Source organism: Streptomyces sp. NPDC051776 (assembly GCF_040681345.1).
Taxonomy (GTDB): Bacteria; Actinomycetota; Actinomycetes; order Streptomycetales; family Streptomycetaceae; genus Streptomyces.
In genome coordinates this window covers 94295-109996 of sequence record NZ_JBFAYQ010000004.1, presented here as the reverse complement: position 1 = coordinate 109996, position 15702 = coordinate 94295, and the positions used below count along the sequence as shown (strand labels likewise).

General features: G+C 68.5%; 17 protein-coding genes. 9 read left to right on the top strand and 8 right to left on the bottom strand.

The genetic code is table 11. The features are described from left to right. Positions 1–290: 290 nt before the first annotated feature. A complete protein-coding gene (locus AB0M26_RS05320) occupies positions 291–932 on the bottom strand; it encodes a GNAT family N-acetyltransferase (protein WP_365254803.1) in 642 nt (213 codons plus the stop codon). Between the two features lie 105 nt (positions 933–1037). On the opposite strand from AB0M26_RS05320, the gene AB0M26_RS05315 reads away from it, so the two are divergent. Beyond that, positions 1038–1250 carry an EF-hand domain-containing protein gene (locus AB0M26_RS05315; RefSeq protein WP_365254800.1) on the top strand — a complete coding sequence of 71 codons (213 nt, stop codon included), beginning with the start codon at positions 1038–1040 and terminating at the stop codon, positions 1248–1250. 36 nt (positions 1251–1286) lie between these two features. On the opposite strand, the gene AB0M26_RS05310 is transcribed toward AB0M26_RS05315, so the two are convergent. The 3 genes from AB0M26_RS05310 to AB0M26_RS05300 all read right to left on the bottom strand — a co-directional run bounded on the left by AB0M26_RS05310 (position 1287) and on the right by AB0M26_RS05300 (position 3372). Then, the gene (locus AB0M26_RS05310; RefSeq protein WP_365254797.1) at positions 1287–1595 is read right to left on the bottom strand and encodes a hypothetical protein; all 309 of its coding nucleotides are present in this window, start codon (positions 1593–1595) and stop codon (positions 1287–1289) included. 292 nt (positions 1596–1887) lie between these two features. Then, a complete protein-coding gene (locus AB0M26_RS05305) occupies positions 1888–2385 on the bottom strand; it encodes an SRPBCC family protein (RefSeq protein WP_365254794.1) in 498 nt (165 codons plus the stop codon). A 204-nt stretch (positions 2386–2589) separates the two neighbouring features. Continuing rightward, the gene (locus tag AB0M26_RS05300) at positions 2590–3372 is read right to left on the bottom strand and encodes a class I SAM-dependent methyltransferase (RefSeq protein ID WP_365254791.1); all 783 of its coding nucleotides are present in this window, start codon (positions 3370–3372) and stop codon (positions 2590–2592) included. 390 nt (positions 3373–3762) lie between these two features. Here AB0M26_RS05300 and AB0M26_RS05295 point away from each other — a divergent pair, with 390 nt between their 5' ends. The 8 genes from AB0M26_RS05295 to AB0M26_RS05260 all read left to right on the top strand — a co-directional run bounded on the left by AB0M26_RS05295 (position 3763) and on the right by AB0M26_RS05260 (position 10939). Next, a complete protein-coding gene (locus AB0M26_RS05295) occupies positions 3763–4539 on the top strand; it encodes a GNAT family N-acetyltransferase (protein ID WP_365254788.1) in 777 nt (258 codons plus the stop codon). A 567-nt stretch (positions 4540–5106) separates the two neighbouring features. After that, on the top strand, positions 5107–5583 hold the full coding sequence (gene moaC, locus AB0M26_RS05290; RefSeq protein ID WP_365254785.1) for a cyclic pyranopterin monophosphate synthase MoaC: 477 nt from the start codon (positions 5107–5109) through the stop codon (positions 5581–5583). Between the two features lie 10 nt (positions 5584–5593). Beyond that, entirely contained in the window at positions 5594–6193 is a 600-nt protein-coding gene (locus tag AB0M26_RS05285) for a MogA/MoaB family molybdenum cofactor biosynthesis protein (RefSeq protein WP_365254782.1), read from the top strand. 375 nt (positions 6194–6568) lie between these two features. Beyond that, positions 6569–7669 carry an MFS transporter gene (locus AB0M26_RS05280; RefSeq protein ID WP_365254779.1) on the top strand — a complete coding sequence of 367 codons (1101 nt, stop codon included), beginning with the start codon at positions 6569–6571 and terminating at the stop codon, positions 7667–7669. Next, entirely contained in the window at positions 7638–8081 is a 444-nt protein-coding gene (locus tag AB0M26_RS05275) for a hypothetical protein (protein WP_365254776.1), read from the top strand. The genes AB0M26_RS05280 and AB0M26_RS05275 overlap by 32 nt, the downstream gene beginning before the upstream one ends. A gap of 536 nt (positions 8082–8617) precedes the next feature. Then, positions 8618–9667 (top strand): GTP 3',8-cyclase MoaA, encoded by a 1050-nt coding sequence (gene moaA, locus AB0M26_RS05270; protein WP_365254773.1) that lies wholly within the window; start codon positions 8618–8620, stop codon positions 9665–9667. Positions 9668–9711: 44 nt separating this feature from the next. After that, positions 9712–10095 carry a 4a-hydroxytetrahydrobiopterin dehydratase gene (locus tag AB0M26_RS05265; RefSeq protein ID WP_365254770.1) on the top strand — a complete coding sequence of 128 codons (384 nt, stop codon included), beginning with the start codon at positions 9712–9714 and terminating at the stop codon, positions 10093–10095. A 244-nt stretch (positions 10096–10339) separates the two neighbouring features. After that, the gene (locus tag AB0M26_RS05260; RefSeq protein ID WP_365254767.1) at positions 10340–10939 is read left to right on the top strand and encodes a class I SAM-dependent methyltransferase; all 600 of its coding nucleotides are present in this window, start codon (positions 10340–10342) and stop codon (positions 10937–10939) included. Positions 10940–11148: 209 nt separating this feature from the next. Here the strand turns inward: AB0M26_RS05260 and AB0M26_RS05255 are convergent, their stop codons facing one another. The 4 genes from AB0M26_RS05255 to gcvT form a co-directional block, all read right to left on the bottom strand. After that, positions 11149–12546, bottom strand: a complete 1398-nt coding sequence (locus tag AB0M26_RS05255) for an L-serine ammonia-lyase (protein ID WP_365254764.1) — start codon at positions 12544–12546, stop codon at positions 11149–11151. Positions 12547–12696: 150 nt separating this feature from the next. Next, on the bottom strand, positions 12697–13962 hold the full coding sequence (glyA, locus tag AB0M26_RS05250) for a serine hydroxymethyltransferase (protein WP_365254762.1): 1266 nt from the start codon (positions 13960–13962) through the stop codon (positions 12697–12699). 33 nt (positions 13963–13995) lie between these two features. Then, complete coding sequence (gene gcvH / locus AB0M26_RS05245) at positions 13996–14376, bottom strand: glycine cleavage system protein GcvH (RefSeq protein WP_365254760.1); 381 nt, start codon at positions 14374–14376, stop codon at positions 13996–13998. 99 nt (positions 14377–14475) lie between these two features. Next, on the bottom strand, positions 14476–15597 hold the full coding sequence (gene gcvT, locus AB0M26_RS05240) for a glycine cleavage system aminomethyltransferase GcvT (RefSeq protein ID WP_365254757.1): 1122 nt from the start codon (positions 15595–15597) through the stop codon (positions 14476–14478). Positions 15598–15702 lie beyond the last annotated feature (105 nt).

Genomic DNA, 15702 nt, shown 5'->3' with positions numbered 1-15702 from the left:
CTTCGGGCCGGTGTCGTTCCATCAGGCGCCCCACGGCCCGGCCGCCGGGATGCCGGGGCCCGGCACCGGAAACTCGGTGGAGCCGCCCGGGTGCCCCTCCTTACAGTCGTGGACGTCCGGATGCGCGCGCGGCGTCGGTCCGGCCGGCGGAACGGGGGAGCGGGCCGGCGGGCGGGCACCGCGCACGCACCGGCCCGGTGCCCGGGGCCGGACGGCCATCACCCGTGGCGCCGCCCGGGTCCGCCGGTGTACGGGGGTTCCCGGCGGACCCGGGCCCACCGGTCACAGCGCTAGGCGGCGACGAGCAGGGCCTCGGCCCCGACCGGGCGGTACCCCGCCGCCTGGAACGCCCGTACGCTCGCGGCGTTGCCCGGCGCCTGCTGAGCCCACAACACCCCGCCCTCCGGGACCAGATGCCGGGCCGCCCGGGCCAGCGCCCGGCCGGTTCCCTTGCCGCGAGCGGCCGGATCGACCTCTACAGCGACCTCCCAGCGCCCGGCGACGCCCCGGCCCAGCACGACCACACCCCCCTCGCCCGCCCAGACCCGTACGTCGTCGCGGTACTTGTGCGCCCGGGCGACCCGCGGATGGTCCGGATCCTCGATCGGGCTCAGCGTCAGAGGCGGCTCGCCCTGGAGCGGCTCCGCGACGGTCAGCAGATCGATGTTGTTGACCATCCGGCCCGTTCGCGCGGTGAACGCGGTCAGGAAGGGAGGACAGAGCGCGGCGGCGAGCGGGTCGCTCGGCACCTCACGCAGCCGTCCCCGCACCCACTCCGGATCCTCGTCCGTGAAGATCACCGCATGAGCCGTGAAGGCGATCACCCCGGCGTCGCGGGAGTTGGGCTGGGGGAGCACGGTCGCCGAGCCGTCGGCGGGCGGGAAGACGCCGCGTGCCGCGTCGGCGAGCAGGGCGGAAAGCGCATCACTCATGGCAGGACGATAGCCGCACGTCAGTGCGACGGCCCGAGCCGGTACTGTATCTCCGTTCGGGAGGCATCTGCCATGACCGGCAGGCAACATCGAAGGGGTGGACCAGTGGCCGACATCGAGGCTGCGCGGCGGGCGTTCGAGCGGTACGACCTGAACAAGGACGGGCTGATCTCGGCGAGCGAGTACAAGAGCGTCATGGCCCAGCTCGGCGACCCGTTCGTGACCGAGACGGTTGCGCAGGCCGTGATCAACAGCGCTGACTCCGACGGCGACGGCCTGCTCTCCTTCGACGAGTTCTGGGCCACCCAGCAGCGCTGAACCCGGGGCGGGCCAGGTCGCGGCGGGTGCGTCGCCTCAGCGGAGTCCGTGCCGGTGCGTGCCCGCGCGCCGTCTGCGGTCGTTGCACAGCAGGCACTTGCCGTAGCCCGGCGGCAGCGGGTCCTCCGGATCCCCGTACAGCGGATCGACGGCGCCGCGCGGATGCTCGGGGCATCCCGTGGCGCCGACGGCGGAGGAGAGCGTGCCGGCGGCGGCCAGCGCGCGCCGCAGGGCCTCGACCAGCGCGTCGGCCTGCCGGCTCGACGGATCGGACTCGAGGCCGAACGCGATGTCCGACGCGGTGGCGAGCGAGTTGCGCAGTTCCAGCAGATCGGCGTGGCTCATGCCCGGGAGCGTAGGGGCCCTCACTGACAACGCGTCCGTAGGGGCAGCGGGCGCGCTGCCGCGATCGTACGGAGGCTGGGTGCCGCACCGTCCGACCGCACCTGCGACCACACGCGTCCGTACGTGATGCCCGGGTGCGCCGACAAGTGCCCCGGTAGGTCAGGGCGCGCCGCCCGCATCCGTATGGTCAGGGCGCGCCGCCCGCGTCCGTATGGTCAGGGCCCGCCACCCGCGTCCGTACAGGCCATGGACCCGCGCGGGACTCGGCAGGATTCCGGCCGGGCGCGGCACGTCACGGTGTCCGCGGGTCCTGTCCGGTGTCCGGGGCCGGTCGCTCCACATGGGCCGCGACATCGGCGAGGTCCTGTTCGATCGCCTTCATCACCGCCTTGGTGCCCAGCCCGCCGAACACCTTCATCAGCATTCCCGCGAAGCCTCCGGGCGGCGTGGCCGAGAACGTCATCCGCACCGTCGTCGCGCCCTCGACGTCGGCCTCCGGGGACAGGTCGAACTCCGAGACGTAGTGCGCACCGTGGGACTCGGACTCGACGACACAGCGCGTGGGCTCCTCGCAGGCCGTCACGTACATCTCCTCGGTCGCCGTCCGCCCCAGCATCCGCCGCGTCTCCCGCCACCGGGTTCCCTCGGTGAACGGACCCGGCGTGAGAACCTCGATGCTCTGCACGCCGCTCAGCACGCGCGGCGCCGACTCCAGGTCCGTCAGCGCGTGCCACACCTTGTCGACCGGGGCTTCGATCCGCCGGTTTACGACTACCTGCGTGTCAGTCATGATCTCTCCCGGTGACGGACCGTGATCACGTGCACGGCCGGTCCCCCCTCACACCCTGGCACCGACCGCAATACCCCGCTAGTCGGGTGACGGCGCCAGGATCAGCGCCACGGACGGGCAGGCCCGGCACCTGCCGTAAGGGTGACCGGGCCCGCCGGGGGTGGGCCCAGGGCGATCACGTCTCCGCGGTGAGCGGCCAGTGCGCTACGGGTGGGTGACCCGGATCTTCGACTGTCCGTGCGGCCGCCGCTCCCAGTCCTCCATCAGCCGTGCCGCCATACCGTGCCGCTCGGCGAGGGCGACGAGCGTCTCGGTGCGGTAGTAGAAGTCCTCGCGGAGGACGTGGTGCTCGGCGCCCTCGGTGCGGTCGAACGTGAAGTCGAAGAAGCCGTCCGGCGCCATGACCCGGCCGACATGGGTCAGGCACTGGTCGATGACCTCCAGCGGCGAGTGCGAGAAGACGCTGTGCGCATGGACTACCGAGAACCAGCCACTGGGCAGAAAGTCCAGGGTGAGATCGGTGGCCAGAGTCAGATGCGCCAGCTTGTCCTGCAAGTTCCGCCTGACCAGGGTCCTCTGTGCCTCGATCAGGATGTCCGGCGAGATGTCGATGCCGTAGTAGTTCCCCGGCTCGAGGTAGTCGATGAAGCGCCATCCGGCGCGCAGGTTCCCGCAGCCGATCTCCAGCATGCGGTCCCGGGGCTTCAGCCCGTGCTCCGCCAGGTAGTCGAACTGCATCTGCCCGAGCGCCAGCCATCGCTCCCGCGTCGCGCTGCCCACCGCTCCCTCGGGGCTGCGCGCCGTGTCGGAGGCCATGACGGCCCGGTAGTACGCGATGTGGTCGCGGTGCCGTGCCCGGAGCCAGGCATCGCGCGCGGCCCGGCGCACATGCGCGGGTATGCGCTGCGGATGGCGCACCGCGTAGGTCACCTTGTGGGCGAGGCTGGAGCGGTTCCGGCTCTGCCTCGGCGCGGATATCTCGGGCATACGGCCTCCGTGGGTCGGCGTTGCTGACCCCCCGGGGAGCGTAACCGAGTGGCGAAGGATCCGCCCTCGACGTGTCGATCCGGGACGGGTCCGTTCGCTGCCGGGCGTCCGCGGTGATCTGCTCGTCCGGTCGGCCGGACGGAGGAGGCCAGGGCCGAGCTGGAGAGGGGCGGCGGCTCTCACCCGTAATGCCCCGGAGCGGGCCTGCTGCTCGACCGTGCAGCGGCTCTGGGGGCAGGACCCGGGACGGGTGACTGCCGTCAACCACGTCTCCCAGGGTTGCTGACTCAGGTCGGTCTTGTCAGCGACTTGGGAAGGGAGCGGACGCGGAGCCGGAAGCGGCGCGGAAGTCGGTTGCCGCGCCGCTCCCCCCGGCGCTGCAATGACGCCATGGACCGCGATGCCGTACTCGCCCGCTTCGACCGCCAGATGCGCCAGGACGTGCGCGCCGACGGACCGAACGCCCGCGTCGAACGCACGGGCGCGGTCGTACGGCGGGTGGGCGCGGAGGACGACTGGAGCGCCGTCCTCTGGTCCGACCTGGACGAGGCGACCGCGGACGCGGAAATCGCGGAGCAGGCCCGGTATTTCTCTTCGCTGGGCCGCGAGTTCGAGTGGAAGCTCTACGGGTACGACGCGCCGCGCGACCTCGGCGCCCGCCTGGGGGCGGCGGGCTTCGTGCCCGAGCCCGAGGAGACCTTGATGATCGCCGAGACCGCCGCCCTGCGGACCGACGCCGAACCGCCTCCGGGCGTCCAGGTGCACCGGGTGACGGACGCCGCGGGCGTGGACCTCGTCGTCCAGGTTCACGAGACGGTGTTCGGCATGCGCCACGCTTTCCTCCGCAAGCAGCTCCTGGACCAACTCGCCCACGATCCGGACGCGGTGAGCATCGTCGTCGCGATGGCGGGCGAGCTGCCGGTCTGCTCGGCGCGGATGGAGCTGTACGCAAGCACGGACTTCGCGGGCCTCTGGGGCGGCGGCACCCTCCCCGCCTGGCGCGGCCGCGGTATCTATCGCGCCCTGGTCGCCCACCGCGCCCGTATCGCCGCCGCGCGCGGATTCCGCTACCTCCAGGTCGACGCCTCGGACGACAGCCGTCCCGTCCTCCAACGCCTCGGCTTCGCCCCGCTGACGACCACGAGGCCGTACCTGTACGGCGCCTGAACGCCCGCGCGGGCCATCGTCGGTGGGTCCGGCCGCGGAGACGCGTCGGGCCGCGGAGACGCGTCGGGCCACGGAGACACGGCGGCCCGCGAAGACGCGTCGGCCCGCGGCGGCACGGCGGCCACCGCGGCGGCGGACCACAGGTCTTGCGGGCACACAGGTCCGGTGTGCCCGGCGCGGGTCGACCCCGCTCACGCCGACGGGAGCCGCGCTCCGCCGGCGCGGCACCAGTCGTGCCATCGGCCCGCATCAGGCTGCCGCAGACGCCTACGCGTAGACCATCGCGGAGTCGGCGTCGCGCCATGTGATGGACGTCGGCGGCCGGACGCTCGGGCCGCCCAGTCGCCGCGAAGGGGCAGCGTGTCGCCGGGCAGGCGCCCCAAGCGTTGCCTACTATGTGGTGAAACAAAGGGACGGAGATAGTTCTATCCCTTTTGGGGTAACGGGGTCCTGGTCGGCCACGACCCCACTTCCAGGCGGACGCGCTGTTCGTGATTCCGGAGGCGTGACCTCCGCGCAGCAGCGACTGAGCGGCCGCAGAATTCGCACGCTGACCAGAAGGCGATCATGAAAGCAGAGCAAAGACTCACACACGTCGACGAGGTGGGCGCGGCCCGCATGGTCGACGTCTCAGGGAATGACATCACCGCGCGTACGTCCCGCGCGAGCGGCCGCGTCCGGGTCTCGGCGCGAGCCGTCGAGTTGCTGAGGGGCGACGGAGTACCCAAGGGCGATGTCCTCGCCACCGCCCGAGTCGCCGGCATCATGGGCGCCAAGCGGACGCCGGATCTCATGCCGCTGTGTCACCCATTGGCGGTGTCCGGAGTGGAGCTCGACCTGTCGGTGGCCGATGACGCCGTGAAGATCGTCGCGACCGTAAAGACGATGGACCGTACGGGAGTCGAGATGGAGGCCCTCACCGCAGTCTCCGTCGCCGCGCTGACCGTGATCGACATGATCAAGGAGGTGGACAAGGCCGCGGTCATCACAGACGTCCAGGTTGAGGAGAAGACCGGCGGCAAGTCCGGTCGTTGGTCCCGTTAGGGAGCCGACGATGAACCCTCGCGCGGATGAATCGCACAGTCACGCCCACGGCGGCCAGGCGCAACCACATGCCGGTGCCCGTGGGAAGGACGGCGGGCGGGCCGTGCGGCGCGCCCTCATCGTGAGCGCCTCCGACCGCGCCTCCGCCGGGGTGTACGGGGACAAGGGCGGCCCGATCCTGGTCCAGGGACTGGTGGACATGGGCTTCGAGGTCGACGGTCCACGCGTCGTCCCCGACGGTGACGCGGTCGAGGCGGCCCTACGTGAGGGGGTGGCCGCGGAGTACGACGTGATCCTCACCAACGGGGGTACCGGCGTCTCGCCCACCGATCGCACCCCCGACGTGACCCGTAGGGTCCTCGACTACGAGATCCTGGGCATTCCCGAGGCCATCCGCGCCTACGGTTTGGCGAAGGTCCCGGCCGCCGCGCTGTCCCGGGGCCTGGCAGGCGTGGCCGGGCGTACCCTGATCGTCAATCTTCCCGGTTCGTCGGGCGGGGTACGGGACGGGCTCGCGGTGCTGTCGCGGCTACTGCCCACCGCTGTGGACGAGTTGTGCAGGACGGTGGACGTTCTGGGCGGTACCGGCCCCGAGGGGAGTCCTGGTTGAAGCTCTCCTTGCCGGAGTACGCGGAGACCTGGACCACTTCGCCGCGCTGGGCTTCTTTGGCCTGTGCTGACGCGTTCTGACAACTGCCTGTGGAGCGGAGTGGATTGAGCTGGCGAGAGGTGTCCCAGGAGACCGGGACTCGCCGCTCGTGAGACGCGCTTGTCCCGCGGCTGCCCCGGCAGGCGCGCACTGCACGTGCCCCATCGTCCCGGCAGATAAACCGGGCATCTGGTGTGGGCCGCCAAAAACCCAGCGTCTGTTCCATCACGCGATCATGTACATCCGTTGTTGCAGCGGCGGCGTCATAAAAGGGGCCCTTCGGAAAGGCTTGTGTTGAGGCGTCTGCGCATCAGGGACGAGGATCACCGCTGGTGGGTGCTGGGCGCGATGATCGTGGCCAGGGCGATGGTCGGCATTGATGCACTTGTCGTTCTGGTCGCTCTGCCTGCGATGCAACGAAGCCTTGAGGCCTCTGGGACGGATCTGCAGTGGTTCGTCAACGCCTTTCTTCTCCCGTATGCGGGATTCGTCGCCTTGGGCGGTCGGGCAGGAGACTCCTTCGGCCATGTCCTGGTATTGCGGATCGGCATCCTGTTCTTCATCGCGGCATCGGCTGCCGGCGGACTGGCCCAGTCCACCGGTTCGCTGATCGCCGCGCGCGCCGCCCAAGGCGTAGGCGCAGCATTTCTGCGGCCGAATGCTGAAATGATCCTCGCTTCGCAGTTCGGCCGACAGGAACGAGGTCGCGCGGTAGGCGTGGCCAGTAGTGCGTCCACCGTGTTCTTCGGCTTGGCCCCGTTGCTGGGTGGGGTGCTGACTGCGACGGTGACCTGGCGAGCGATCTTTTTCCTCAACCTCCCTCTGGGGCTCGCCTGTTTGACTCTCGTCCACCTGCTCCTGCCCACCGGCAAGGTGAGGCGCAATCCACTTCCTTGGGGTAGTGCACCGCTGATCATCCTCGGAATGGGAGGCGTGGTATTCGCCATCGTGACCTCCCGGGATTGGGGATTGGCTTCGGCGGCCTCGATCAGCCTTTTCGTGGGGAGCGTCATCCTCCTGGTAGCGGTGATCATACGGGAGCTCCGTCTCACCGAACCATTGATCGAGTTCCGGTTGTTCGCCTTGCGTGCCTTCAGCGTTGACGTCGGAATGCTCACGGCAGTGCGATTCTCCGCCATTGGATTCCAAGTCTTCACTGTCCTCTGGGTGCAGGACGTTCTTGGTTTCTCAGCCATCAAAGCCGGCCTGTTCGTACTGCCTCTCACTCTTCCCATCGTTCTCTGTGGCCCCTTGGGCGGAATACTCTACGACCGCCTGGGTCCTCGCACACCTGTGGTGATGGGAGGAACGCTGCAGGCCGCGGGGACGTTGTGTGCCGCAGTGACACTCCACTATCAGTCCTACCCCGTGGCTGCTCGGCTCCTGCTTTGTGAACGGTTTAGGGATGGGCATCCTCATTGCCCCACTGTTCACTGATGCCTTCAATGTGACACCACCGGCACTGCGCGGCCAGGCAGAAGGCGTCGTTCAAACAACTCGTGAAATGGGGGCTGCCCTTGGGATCGCAGTTCTGGGTGCGGTCGTCACACATGTGCAGGGCTCGAGCCTCTCCAGCCTCCTCCAGCGCGACGGCCGTATTCCCGTCAGTCATCTCCCGGAGGTGGAACGATCGATCGGAAAGGCCGTGGCGGCTCAGGAGGCGAAACCGCCTGCCGGTATCCCGGCAGACCTGCTTCCTGAACTCAAGGCTGCTGTGACAGAGGGTGTCTCAGCAGCCTTCTATGTCGCCTTCGGCGTCGTGTTCCTGGCGACAACGGTGGCAGCTGTGTTCCTGTCACACGTGGCTCCGGGCGAGATCCCGGAACCTGGTGAGGTCGATTCGCCTTGAGCAACGATCACTACCGAGGTCAATCCTTGGTCCGATGACTCTTTGTGCGCAATCGCGAGGACCACGGGCTTCGGCTTCCTCCACGCGCTCCTCGCGTGCGCGCCCTGCCGATCGGCACCAATGCCCCGGCGTGTACATCCTGGCGACCGTGTGGCCCCGGAGCGCACCATGGGACCTGCTGACCGACGCGCGGCCCGATGAAACTGGAGGTCCAGGGCAACCGCCCCACGGTGACGACCGTCCTGCGACGGACTCCCCCTCGCACCCCGACTCTTCTCCCTGGTGTGGTCTGCATTTCTGTGTCCGCACTACAGAGTGGTGGCATCGAGTCGGCGCAGCGGTGCGTCGCTGCTCTGCCACGGGGATGAACTGGTTTCCCGCTGCTAGTAGGCTGGTATGTATGGCAAGGCTGGAGAGGCTTCTCCACCGGGGGCGGTGACGCAGCCTCGCACGCCCTCGTTCACCGCAAGAGACCCGGTTTCTGCGCGGCTTTTCCGCGCGTAGAGCTATCTCCCGATCTGATGGATTGATTTACCATGCGACCAGAGACGGAATTCACGCCCCGGGATCTGTTTGATCGCCCACTTCAGGATCTGCGGATATCGGTAATCGATCAGTGCAATCTGCGGTGCCAGTACTGCATGCCGGAGGAGCATTACACCTGGCTCGCGAAACGCGATGTGCTGACCCTCCCGGAGATCGCCCGCCTGGTGAACATCTTCATGTCATTGGGAGTCACCAAGGTTCGTCTGACGGGAGGCGAGCCACTGATCCGCCCCGATCTTCCGCAGATTGTGGGCGAGTTGGCCTCGAGGCTGGGCCAAGGACTGAACGACTTGGCGATGACAACGAACGGTGTGCTCCTGGCCCGGTGCGCCCAAGAACTCAAGAGCGCAGGCCTGCAACGGGTGACGGTGAGCCTGGACACGCTGCGCGCAGAACGCTTTTCCGCCCTGAGTCGACGCAATAGGCACGCGGCTGTCATCGAGGGTATTCACGCGGTGCCGGCTGCGGGGTTCACGGGCACCAAGATCGATACTGTCGTAATGCGCGGGCTCAATGAGGATGAGTTGGCCGATCTCATCGAGTTCGGCAGGACAGTGCCCGCAGAAGTGCGCTTTATTGAATACATGGACGTGGGCGGAGCCACCGGATGGAGCGAATCAAAGGTTGTCTCCCGTAACGAGATCCTCGCAAGCGTGGCGGAGCACTACGGCCAAGTCCCCCGTCCCCTCAACGAGGGTGGCGCGGCGCCCGCTGACCGCTACGCCCTGCCGGACGGCACGGTTTTCGGTGTAATTTCCTCGACCACTCAACCATTTTGCCGTACCTGCAACCGCAGTCGACTGACAGCGGATGGCGTCCTGCTGACGTGCCTGTACGCACTCGACGGTGTGAACTTGAGGAAACCTCTCCGCGAAGGCGCGAGCGACGCCGAGCTGCGTGAATTGGTGGCGGGCGTCTGGCTCACGCGGTCCGACCGGGGCGCGGAAAGCCGGCTCGCACAGCGCCCGCGGAGCACCTTCGTTCCACTCGACAGCCTGCAGCGTGATCCGCACCTCGAAATGCACACCCGCGGAGGCTGACTTCGCAAAGATCCGTCGTTACCCGGAACAATGAGGAGTCGGCCGTGCACACCACACCTCCTACCCCGGGTTACCCCGGGGTCGGCGCCCATGACGTCTGCCAAGGGGCTGCGGCCGCCATGGAGATCGGCGAAGTTGGCCGGTGTCTGGAAGCCATTCCAGGATGGGTATCGAGCGGGACCAGGCTGCATAAGACGTTTCATTGTACGACGTTCCGCACCTCCATTGAATTCGTACTGACCGTCGCTGAAATCTCCGAAAATGCCAACCATCACCCGAACCTGCATGTAGAAGACAAGCGCTCGGTGAAGGTTGAGCTCTGGACGCGCAGATTTGATGCCCTGACCAGGATCGACTTCGAGCTTGCTGCAGTGATCGATGCCGCCTATGAAGACCTTGAGATTCGCGTTGAGAATTCGGAGGGCTGAGTATGGTGAACGGCGTCGCCATGGGCGGTGCCGTTCACGATATTCTGTCGACTCTCTGTGGTCAGGAAAGCGAATGAGGAGTGAATCGAAGAAGTGCCGATATGAAAGAAGGAATTCTCCGCGGAGGGTTTCGAATGGATCGGAATGCGCCCATGACTGCCGCAACTTATCAGTACTCGCCCATGCGCTGAACGCCTTCGAAAGAGCCATTCTTCCGACAAGAGCGGATGCGGGGCAATCCACCATGACCCACGACGTTGCACATGTGCAGGAATTCTTCGGTGCCCGGGCGGCAGGGTGGGACGCTCGCTTCCCCGGCGACGATCCCGCCTTCGCCGTCGGCGTGGCGGCGCTCGGTCTTCGCACGGGTGACGTGGTGCTGGACGCGGGATGCGGCACAGGGCGGGCCCTGCCCGTCCTGCGGGCAGCCGTGGGCTCCTCGGGCAAGGTCATCAGAGCCGACATCACGCGGGAGATGCTGGAGGCCGGAGCTCGTACAGGGCGGGGACGGGCCGGCACTCTGCTGCTCGCTGATGTGGCCCGGCTGCCTCTGCGCCCCGAATCGCTGGACGCGGTATTTGCCGCTGGGCTCTTCGGTCATCTGCGGCAGCCCGCCGAGAACCTGCGCGAAATGGCGCGAGTCGTACGCCCGGGCGGTCGGCTGGCACTCTTCCACGTCATCGGGCGCGCCGCGCTCGCGGCTCGCCAGGGCCGGCCCCTCACCAAGAACGATCTGCTCGAGGAGACCAACGTCCGTCCGCTGCTGCGCAGTTCCGGCTGGCAGCTGGCCTCCTACGCTGACGAAGACGCGTACTTCCTTGCGCTGGCGGTACGTCAGAGCTGAGGCGCGCGCCGTCCCGGTCGTCACCGGCTCATCGGCGATCGCCCCCATCACTTCTGGGGCAGGCCCCATGTTGCCGGACCGAGCGCCGAGGCGTTGGGGCGCTGGGCGGCGGCGAGTGAGGCGGTGGATCAGACGCCTGAGTGATGGGAAACGAGGCCCAGCAGGGGCCTCATTGGAAGAATGAGAAACCCCTGATCAGAGCCCGCTTCTCAGCACTCGATGACGTTGACCGCGAGCCCGCCCCGCGCCGTCTCCTTGTACTTGACCTTCATGTCCGCACCCGTCTGCTTCATCGTCTTGATGACCTTGTCGAGCGACACGTGGTGGCGGCCGTCGCCGCGGAGGGCCATGCGGGCCGCCGTGACCGCCTTGACCGCGGCCATGCCGTTGCGTTCGATGCACGGGATCTGGACCAGGCCGCCCACCGGGTCGCAGGTCAGGCCGAGGTTGTGCTCCATGCCGATCTCGGCGGCGTTCTCGACCTGTTCGGTCGAGCCGCCGAGGACTTCCGCAAGACCGCCGGCCGCCATTGAGCAGGCCGAGCCGACCTCGCCCTGGCAGCCGACCTCGGCGCCGGAGATCGAGGCGTTCTCCTTGAAGAGCATGCCGATCGCACCCGCGGCGAGGAGGAAGCGGATCACGCCCTCCTCCTCGTCCTTCGCCGTTCCGCCGCCCGGCACGAAGTTGACGTAGTAGTGCAGCACCGCAGGGATGATGCCGGCCGCGCCGTTCGTCGGGGCGGTCACCACGCGGCCGCCCGCCGCGTTCTCCTCGTTGACCGCCATGGCGTAGAGGGTCACCCACTCCATCGCCCGCGAAGCAGGGTCGCCCTCGGCGCGGAGCTGGCGGGCCGAGTTGGCGGCGCGGCGGCGGACCTTCAGGCCGCCGGGGAGGATGCCTTCCCGGGAGAGGCCGCGCGCCACGCAGGACCGCATCACGGACCAGATCTCGAGCAGGCCCTCGCGGATCTCCTCCTCCGTACGCCACGCCTTCTCGTTCTCCAGCATCAGCGCGGAGATGGACAGGCCGGTCTCCCGGGAGAGGCGCAGCAGCTCGTCGCCCGTACGGAAGGGGTACTTGAGCACGGTGTCGTCGAGCTTGATCCGGTCCTCGCCCACCGCGTCCTCGTCGATGACGAAGCCGCCGCCCACCGAGTAGTACGTCTTCTCCAGCAGCGGCCGGCCCTCGGAGTTGTACGCGAAAAGTGTCATGCCGTTGGCGTGGTACGGCAGGGAACGGCGGCGGTGCAGAACGAGCTGGGTCTGCTCGTCGAAGTCGATCTCGTGGGCGGAGCCGATCTCGTCGCCGAGCAGACGGAGCCGCTTGGTGGTGCGGATACGTTCCACCTCGTCGTCGGCGCTCTCCACGTCGACCGTGCGCGGGGAGTGGCCCTCCAGGCCCAGCAGGACCGCTTTCGGCGTGCCGTGCCCGTGGCCGGTCGCGCCGAGGGAGCCGAAGAGCTCGGCCCGCACGGCGGCCGTCTGCGTCAGCAGGCCGTCCTTCTTCAGGCGGCCCACGAACATCCGGGCCGCGCGCATCGGACCCACCGTGTGAGAACTGGAAGGCCCTATTCCGATGGAGAACAGGTCGAAGACGGAGATGGCCACGGGCGGGCTCCCTTGCATGCTCGTGGGGCGTGCTGGTGGTGGCGGGGGGCGCCGGGACCGGCGCCCCCGCTGTCTGCCGGTCCGCCCGCCACGGCGGACGGACCGGTCGTGCTGTCTGTGCTGTTGTCGCTGATTCGCCGCCTGCGCCGGCTACTTCGCGAGTTCCGGGTACAGCGGGTGCTTCTCCGCCAGTGCGGTCACCCTCGCCTTGAGCGACTCCGCGTCGTACGACGGCTTCAGCGCCCCGGCGATGATGTCCGCGACCTCGGTGAAGTCCTCGGTCCGGAAGCCGCGCGTGGCGAGCGCCGGGGTGCCGATCCGCAGGCCCGAGGTGACCATCGGCGGCCGCGGGTCGTTCGGGATGGCATTGCGGTTGACGGTGATGCCGACCTCATGGAGCCTGTCTTCCGCCTGCTGCCCGTCCAGCTCGGAGTTACGCAGATCCACCAGGACCAGGTGCACATCCGTACCGCCGGACAGGACCGAGACGCCCGCCTCCGCGACGTCCGCCTGCGAGAGCCGCTCGGCGAGGATCCTCGCGCCCTCCAGTGTGCGCTGCTGGCGCTCCTTGAACTCCTCGCTCGCCGCGACCTTGAAGGACACCGCCTTCGCCGCGATCACATGCTCCAGCGGGCCGCCCTGCTGACCGGGGAAGACCGCCGAATTGATCTTCTTGGCCAGTTCGGCTGTGGACAGGATCACACCGCCGCGCGGTCCGCCCAGGGTCTTGTGGGTGGTCGTGGTCACGATGTGGGCGTGCGGTACGGGGTTGGGGTGCAGGCCCGCGGCGACCAGGCCCGCGAAGTGCGCCATGTCCACCATGAGGTACGCGCCGACCTCGTCCGCGATCCGCCGGAAGGCGGCGAAGTCGAGCTGCCGGGGGTACGCGGACCAGCCCGCGATGATCAGCTTCGGCCGGTGCTCCTTGGCAAGGCGCTCCACCTGGTCCATGTCGACCTGTCCGGTCTGCTCGTCGACGTGGTAGGCGGCCACGGCGTAGAGCTTGCCGGAGAAGTTGATCTTCATGCCGTGGGTCAGGTGCCCGCCGTGGGCGAGGTTCAGACCCAGGATCGTGTCACCGGGGGAGAGCAGCGCGAACATCGCGGCCGCGTTCGCCTGCGCGCCCGAGTGCGGCTGGACGTTGGCGTGCTCGGCGCCGAACAGCGCCTTGATCCGCTCGATGGCGAGCCGCTCGATGACGTCGACGTGCTCGCAGCCTCCGTAATAGCGGCGGCCGGGGTAGCCCTCGGCGTACTTGTTGGTGAGGACCGAGCCCTGGGCCTCGAGGACGGCGACCGGAGCGAAGTTCTCGGAGGCGATCATCTCGAGGGTGGACTGCTGACGGTGGAGCTCCGCGTCGACGGCGGCGGCGACGTCCGGGTCGAGTTCGTGCAGGGACTGGTTGAGAAGCGACATCGTGATCCCCATCAGGGTGGTGCGGGCGTGGGTTCAGTTGCCGGTGAAGGCGGTGTATTCGTCGGCGGAGAGCAGGTTGGCGGGCTCGTCGCTCACCTTCACCTTGAACAGCCAGCCACCCTCGAAGGGGGCGGAGTTCACCAGCGCCGGGTCGTCCACGACGTCCTGGTTGACCGCCGTGATCTCCCCGGAGACCGGTGCGTAGAGGTCGCTCACGGACTTGGTCGACTCCAGTTCGCCGCAGGGATCGCCCGCGGTGACGGTGTCGCCGACCTCCGGGAGCTGGACGAAGACGACGTCACCGAGGGCGTCGGCGGCGTGCGAGGTGATGCCCACGGTGGAGACACCGTCCTCGTCGGCCGGAGTGAGCCACTCGTGCTCCTTGCTGTAACGAAGCTGCTCGGGGTTGCTCATGATCTGAATTCTCCTGGATCGGGGGGCGTGCTCGGTTCGCGGTCTTGACAGGTGGGACGGGCGTGACGCAGTCGGCACCCGTACGGCGCGGTGAGGGGGTCAGCGCTGCCGCTTGTAGAAGGGGAGGGCGACGACCTCGTACGCCTCGTGGCTGCCGCGGATGTCCACCGCGACGCCTGCGGTGCCCGGTTCGGCGTGGGAAGCGTCCACGTACGCGATCGCGACCGGCTTGCCGAGGGTGGGGGAGGGCGCCCCCGAGGTGACCTCGCCGATCACCGTGCCCTCGCCGGCCGCCACCACGGCGTAGCCCGCGCGCGGCACCCGGCGGCCCTCGGCGATCAGGCCCACGAGCCTGCGAGGCGGGCTGGCCTCCGCGCGCTTCGCCGCCTCCTCCAGCGCCGCACGCCCGACGAAGTCGCCCTCCTTCTCGAACTTCACGACCCGGCCCAGACCCGCGTCGAACGGCGTGGTGGCGGTGGTCAGCTCGTGCCCGTACAGAGGCATGCCGGCCTCCAGGCGCAGGGTGTCCCGACAGGAGAGGCCGCACGGCACAAGGCCGGCGGGCTTGCCCGCGTCGGTCAGGGCCTGCCAGACGGTCTCGGCGTCCTCCGGCGCGACGAAGAGCTCGAAGCCGTCCTCGCCGGTGTAGCCGGTGCGGGCGATGAGTGCCTGCACGCCGGCGACGGTTCCGGGCAGGCCGGCGTAGTACTTGAGCCCGTCGAGGTCGGCATCGGTCAGGGACTTCAGGATGCCGGGGGACTCGGGCCCCTGGACGGCGATGAGGGCGTACGCCTCGCGGTCGTCGCGCACCTCGGTGTCGAAGCCCGAAGCGCGCTCGGTCAGCGCGTCCAGGACTCCTCGCGCATTCGAGGCATTGGCGACGACCATGAACCGCTCGTCCTGAAGGCGGTAGACGATCAGGTCGTCCAGGATGCCGCCCTCGGCGTTGCAGATCATGGTGTAGCGGGCCCGGCCGACGGTCAGCTTGCCGAGGTTCCCGACCAGCGCATGGTCCAGCGCATCGGCGGCCTGCGGACCGGTCAGGGTGATCTCGCCCATGTGGGAGAGGTCGAAGAGGCCCGCGCGAGTGCGGACCGCGACATGCTCGTCGCGCTCACTGCCGTAGCGCAGCGGCATGTCCCAGCCGGCGAAGTCGGTCATCGTGGCGCCGAGCGCGCGGTGCAGCGCGTCGAGGGCGGTACGGCGTGGGGAATCGGTCATGTTTCAGGCTCCCGGGCAGGGGTGGCGAGGCTGATGTCGTAGGGAACACAGCCTCCCCATCTGTCATCGGAACCTGAGAGGTTCGCCACGACCCTCATCACGCAT